This is a genomic window from Streptomyces xiaopingdaonensis (genome assembly GCF_000262345.1).
Taxonomy (GTDB): Bacteria; Actinomycetota; Actinomycetes; order Streptomycetales; family Streptomycetaceae; genus Streptomyces; species Streptomyces xiaopingdaonensis.
Window position 1 is genome coordinate 1 of record NZ_AJTQ01000082.1, and the last position, 5,893, is coordinate 5,893.

A 5,893-nucleotide genomic window follows, 5' to 3' on the forward strand; every position below is an offset into this window, starting at 1 on the left:
ATGAAGGTGCCCCAGCCCCGACCTCACTCCTCCCACCGCTCCCCACCCCTGTACTCAGGATGATCGACCACCGCAGCCCGCGAACGCGCATCAACCACATGCCCCCGTGCCATGAACCCCCCGCCCGTCGCCCGTTCAAACTGGACGAGCTCAATGCCCCCTTCGCTCCCTGCCCCTTCCCTCCGCTCGGACCGCCCCAGACGCTGTCCGACCGTCTCGTATATCGCCGTGGCCATCCGCCCGAGCGCCTGCGCGTCCTGATGCCGGTGATACCGCACCCCCACGTCCGACTGGGCCAGCGCATCAAGGCCGGCGACTCGCAGTGCGTCGATCAGCAACCCGATCTCGACGCCGTAACCGACGGGGAAGGGCAGCCGCTCAAGGAGGCCACGTCGAGCGGCGTACTCGCCACCCAGCGGCTGCACGAACCCCGAAAGCAGCGGGACGTGCAGGTTGAGCAGTGGACGTGCGACGAGCTCAGTCGCCCGGCCACCTCCCATCGCGGCGGCAACGCCGTGTTCTCCCGGGACGTCCCCGAGTGGCCGGTCGTACATAGCCTTGACGAGTTGCAATTCACGATCGACGAGCAGAGGCCCCACGATCCCGGAGACGAAATCGGACGAAAATGATCGAAGGTCGGCGTCGACGAAGCAGATGACGTCACCACGCGTCGCCGCCAGCGAGCGCCAGAGCACTTCGCCCTTCCCCGGGAGAACCGGCGTTCCGGGGAGCACTTCTTCCCGCCTGACGACCTTGGCCCCAGCTCCGGCGGCCACCTCCGCAGTGCGGTCCGTAGAGCCCGAGTCCATCACCACCAGTTCGTCGACGAGCGGAAGCTCGGGGCGCATCAGCTGTTCCCGGATGACGGTGACGATGCCGCCGACGGTTTCTTCCTCGTCGAGCGCCGGGAGCACGACGCTGACGGTGGTTCCCTCTGTACCGCCGCCGAGTGTCGGCGAGCGCTTCGCGGCCACGAGGCCCTCGATCGGATAGTCGGCAGCACGGAAGGAGCGCCGTGACAGCCAGCGGCTCACTTCGTCCAGCACCTGCACTCCTTCACTCCATGCCGCGCCCACCTCTGAGCGAAGTACGGGAACTTCGGCGACGTTCTGCGGCCGCCCTGGACCGGGGACGCATGCAACCGACCGGCTCGGTACAACTGCCAGGCCGAGGCTTGACGTCTGTGATCGATCTCGCGCATCGGACGGCTATCTCGATCACCGGGGGCTTCAGCTACAGTCTTGAACAGCGCATCCGGCCGGTGCAGGGCGGGGTGCGTTGACAAACGCCCGGTCCTCCCAAGGCCGGTGCCACAGAGCAGCTCATCCAGAGGGGCAGAGGGAACGGCCCGTTGAAGCCCCGGCAACCCTCCCGGCGTTGCGTTTTTCAGGAAACGCGCAGATCGCAGAGTTCATTCCTTGCGAGGCCGCCGTGGAGATGGTGCCAATTCCGGCCTGGGGCGAGATACGTCCCGGGGAAGATGAGGAGAAAGGGCCTCGCCTCCATGGCTGTGCAGACGGATTCCGCAACGACCAGCACTACGAACGGTTCCTCCGGACCGGATCTCGGCCCCGCCGCCGCGCTCTCCTGTCGTGAGTGCGGAGAGCGCTTCCCTCTCGGTCCGGTCTTCGCGTGCGAGGTCTGTTTCGGTCCGCTTGAGATCGCCTACGAGCACCCGAAGGGTGACGCTCAGGCTCTGCGCGAGCAGATCGAGTCAGGGCCGAACAGCATCTGGCGGTACGCGCCGCTGCTCCCCGTACCTGCCGATGTCGCCGACAAACCGAGCACCAACCCCGGCTTCACGAAGCTGGTCCGTGCCGAGCGCCTCGGCCGAGAGCTGGGCGTCACCGGTGAACTCCACATCAAGGACGACTCGGGCAACCCGACCCACTCGTTCAAGGACCGCGTGGTCGCCATCGCGGTCGAAGCGGCCCGGTCCTTCGGGTTCACCACTCTCTCCTGCTCCTCCACTGGCAATCTTGCGGGAGCTGTCGGTGCCGCCGCCGCGAGGGCCGGCCTTCGCTCCTGTGTCTTCATTCCGCACGACCTCGAACAGGGCAAGGTCGTCATGGCGGCCGTCTATGGCGGTGAACTGGTCGGCATTGAAGGGACCTACGACGACGTCAACCGATTCTGCTCGGAGTTGATCGGAGACCCGGCAGGTGAGGGGTGGGGGTTCGTCAACGTCAACCTGAGGCCGTACTACGCCGAGGGCTCCAAGACGCTCGCTTACGAGATCTGTGAGCAGCTGGGGTGGAGGCTCCCCGACCAGCTGGTCGTTCCCATCGCTTCCGGCTCACAACTGACCAAAATCGACAAGGGGTTGAAGGAGCTGATCAGCCTCGGCCTCGTCGAGGACCGCCCCTACAAAATTTTCGGTGCTCAGGCGGAGGGCTGCTCTCCGGTCAGCCGAGCCTTCAAGGACGGCCACGACGTGGTGCGTCCCGTGAAGCCCGACACGATCGCGAAGTCGCTCGCGATCGGTAACCCCGCCGACGGCCCGTACGTCCTCGACATCGCGCGCCGCACAGGCGGCGTCGTCGAAGACGTCGACGACCAACGGATCGTCGATGCCATCAAGTTGCTCGCGCGGACGGAAGGCATTTTCGCCGAGACCGCCGGCGGCGTCACGGTCGGGGTGACCCGCAAGCTGATCGAGGACGGTCGTCTGGACCCCTCCTTGACGACCGTCGTGCTGAACACCGGTGACGGCCTCAAGACCTTGGACGCGGTCGCGCCTACCACCGGGCCGACCGCCGTCATCAAGCCGAACCTCGAATCGTTCCACGCGGCCGGGCTGGTCTGATCCCGACCGCGTGAAGTGACCACATCTGAATCGCCCCTGCGCAACGGAAGGCAACCCATGAGCGTCAAGGTCCGCATCCCGACCATTCTCCGCACCTACACCGGCGGCCAGTCCGAGGTGTCAGCCGAAGGGGCTACCCTCTCGGAGGTCCTCAGCGACCTGGACAAGAACCACACCGGCATCGGCGCACGCGTGCTCGACGACGAGGGCAAGCTCCGTCGCTTCGTGAACGTCTATGTCAACGACGACGACGTGCGGTTCGAGCAGGGACTGGAGACGCCGACTCCGGACGGCGCAGGCGTCTCGATCATCCCGGCGGTCGCAGGCGGCTGCTGACAACACGGGCCGCACATCGCCGAATCGCCCGCCCCGGCTCTTCGAACCGGGGCGGGCGATTCGATGTTTGAGGAGGCGGTAGAGTGGTCACGTACCCCGCTTTTGAGCGCTTCGCACCCGAAGGAAGCGCCGTCCTTACGCGCGGATTCAGCGGTGCGTTTTGTCGGAGTCATACCGATTCGAGTAGGGCAACTTGCTCCGGTTAACCATGAGTTGAGCGCAGGTGCCCCTTTTGTCGGCTCCTCATTTCTCGTCTGATTGACCTGTTGCACAGGGCGTCCGGACAGATACATTCAGCGTCGGTCGACGCGTTCCGGCGCACGCTTCGGGTCCCGCATGTCGGGGTTCCTGAGGTGAGTTCTGACCCGGGTTCGCGAAGTGCGGGCCCGTGCAAGGGCCAGTAATAGGGGAGTTAGGAATGGCTCAGGGCACCGTCAAGTGGTTCAACGCGGAGAAGGGATACGGCTTCATCGCGGTCGACGGTGGTGCGGACGTGTTCGTCCACTACAGCGCGATCCAGATGGACGGTTACCGCACCCTGGATGAAGGGCAGCGGGTCGAGTTCGAGATCTCTCAGGGTCAGAAGGGGCCGCAGGCGGACATGGTCCGTGTGACCGGCTGAGCACCGAGCACGCCGACCACACTGCGCAGACTTCAAGAGGGGCTGCACCCACGGGTGCGGCCCCTCGCGCGTGCTCGGACGCGTCGCGGGTAGTCCCCAGGGCCGGGCGTACGGAAGCTGTTGGGCCGCTTGCACTCATAGGGGGCGAGTGCTAATTATGGGCGTTAGCACTCTCGCGATGAGAGTGACAGCCCGCTCTTCCGAGCGGGGGCAGCACAAGAAGGACCGGGTCGGTGAGGTCCGGGTCCTGGCGGAGCAAGGAGCCGTCAGGTCGCAGGCCGTCCGTCGCGGGCGCCAGCGCGGTCCGGAGAAATCCAACCCTTCCCTTGCCATGCATGGGGAACCCAGGGAGGACCACACCACATGGCCAAGATCATCGCGTTCGACGAGGAGGCGCGGCGCGGCCTTGAGCGCGGTATGAACCAGCTCGCCGACGCCGTCAAGGTCACCCTCGGGCCCAAGGGCCGCAACGTCGTTCTGGAGAAGAAGTGGGGCGCCCCCACCATCACCAACGACGGCGTCTCGATCGCCAAGGAGATCGAGCTGGAGGACTCCTACGAGAAGATCGGCGCTGAGCTGGTCAAGGAGGTCGCCAAGAAGACCGACGATGTCGCGGGTGACGGCACCACCACCGCGACCGTCCTGGCCCAGGCGCTCGTCAAGGAGGGCCTGCGGAACGTCGCGGCCGGCGCCAACCCGATGGCTCTGAAGCGCGGCATCGAGAAGGCCACCGAGTCGGTCTCCGCCGCTCTGCTGGAGCAGGCCAAGGACGTGGAGACGAAGGAGCAGATCGCCTCCACCGCCTCCATCTCCGCCGCTGACACTCAGATCGGTGAGCTCATCGCCGAGGCGATGGACAAGGTCGGCAAGGAAGGCGTCATCACCGTCGAGGAGTCGCAGACCTTCGGGCTCGAGCTGGAGCTCACCGAGGGCATGCGCTTCGACAAGGGCTACATCTCCGCGTACTTTGCCACCGACATGGAGCGCATGGAGGCGGAGCTCGAGGACCCGTACATCCTCATCGTCAACTCCAAGATCAGCAACGTGAAGGATCTCCTTCCGCTGCTTGAGAAGGTCATGCAGTCGGGCAAGCCGCTGCTGATCATTTCGGAGGACGTCGAGGGCGAGGCGCTGTCGACGCTGGTCGTCAACAAGATCCGCGGTACCTTCAAGTCCGTCGCGGTGAAGGCCCCCGGCTTCGGTGACCGTCGCAAGGCCATGCTCGGTGACATCGCCATTCTCACGGGTGGTCAGGTCATCTCCGAGGAGGTCGGCCTCAAGCTGGAGAACGCCGGCCTGGAGCTGCTCGGCCGTGCCCGCAAGGTCGTCATCACCAAGGACGAGACCACCATCGTCGACGGTGCGGGCGAGAGCGACCAGGTCGCAGGCCGCGTCGCGCAGATCCGTGCCGAGATCGACAACTCGGACTCGGACTACGACCGCGAGAAGCTCCAGGAGCGTCTGGCGAAGCTGGCCGGCGGCGTCGCCGTCATCAAGGCGGGTGCCGCGACCGAGGTGGAGCTCAAGGAGCGCAAGCACCGCATCGAGGACGCGGTGCGCAACGCCAAGGCGGCTGTCGAGGAGGGCATCGTCGCCGGTGGTGGCGTGGCTCTGCTGCAGGCGACGTCGGCTTTCGAGAAGCTGGACCTCGAAGGTGACGAGGCCACCGGTGCGCAGGCTGTGAAGCTCGCGCTGGAGGCTCCGCTCAAGCAGATCGCGGTCAACGCCGGTCTCGAGGGCGGTGTCATCGTCGAGAAGGTCCGTAACCAGAAGGTGGGCCACGGGCTGAACGCCGCCACGGGTGAGTACGTGGACATGGTCTCCGAGGGCATCATCGACCCGGCGAAGGTCACGCGTTCCGCGCTGCAGAACGCTGCCTCCATCGCGGCGCTCTTCCTCACCACCGAGGCTGTCATCGCCGACAAGCCGGAGAAGGCTGCTGCTGGTGCGGACGCCGCTGCTGCCGGTGGTATGGGCGGCATGGACTTCTGATCCGACGTTCGTCGGACGGTCCGGAAGGGCCGGTGTTGGGAGTCGACACGAGGGCGGGTACCCGAAACGGGTGCCCGCCCTCGGGCGTTGGTGTCGGGGCTCGGGGCTCGGGGCTCGGGGCTCGGGGCTCGGGGCTC

Annotated in this window: 5 protein-coding genes and 1 riboswitch; of the genes, 4 read left to right on the forward strand and 1 reads right to left on the reverse strand. The window is 66.1% G+C overall.

What is annotated here, in order from left to right:
- Positions 1-23: 23 nt before the first annotated feature.
- Positions 24-1,046, reverse strand: coding sequence for a glucosyl-3-phosphoglycerate synthase (locus tag UWG_RS0107015; RefSeq protein WP_016906492.1), 1,023 nt, complete (start codon positions 1,044-1,046; stop codon positions 24-26).
- A gap of 273 nt (positions 1,047-1,319) precedes the next feature.
- A riboswitch (SAM riboswitch) is annotated at positions 1,320-1,487 on the forward strand.
- Positions 1,488-1,504: 17 nt separating this feature from the next.
- Between UWG_RS0107015 and thrC the strand changes: the two genes are divergently transcribed.
- The 4 genes from thrC (at position 1,505) to groL (ending at position 5,756) form a co-directional block, all read left to right on the forward strand.
- Positions 1,505-2,806 (forward strand): threonine synthase, encoded by a 1,302-nt coding sequence (gene thrC, locus UWG_RS0107020; protein ID WP_029391233.1) that lies wholly within the window; start codon positions 1,505-1,507, stop codon positions 2,804-2,806.
- A 57-nt stretch (positions 2,807-2,863) separates the two neighbouring features.
- Entirely contained in the window at positions 2,864-3,142 is a 279-nt protein-coding gene (locus tag UWG_RS0107025; protein WP_016906494.1) for a MoaD/ThiS family protein, read from the forward strand.
- 418 nt (positions 3,143-3,560) lie between these two features.
- Positions 3,561-3,764, forward strand: coding sequence for a cold-shock protein (locus tag UWG_RS0107030; RefSeq protein ID WP_016472377.1), 204 nt, complete (start codon positions 3,561-3,563; stop codon positions 3,762-3,764).
- Between the two features lie 363 nt (positions 3,765-4,127).
- Positions 4,128-5,756 (forward strand): chaperonin GroEL, encoded by a 1,629-nt coding sequence (groL, locus tag UWG_RS0107035; RefSeq protein ID WP_016906495.1) that lies wholly within the window; start codon positions 4,128-4,130, stop codon positions 5,754-5,756.
- Positions 5,757-5,893: the final 137 nt, after the last annotated feature.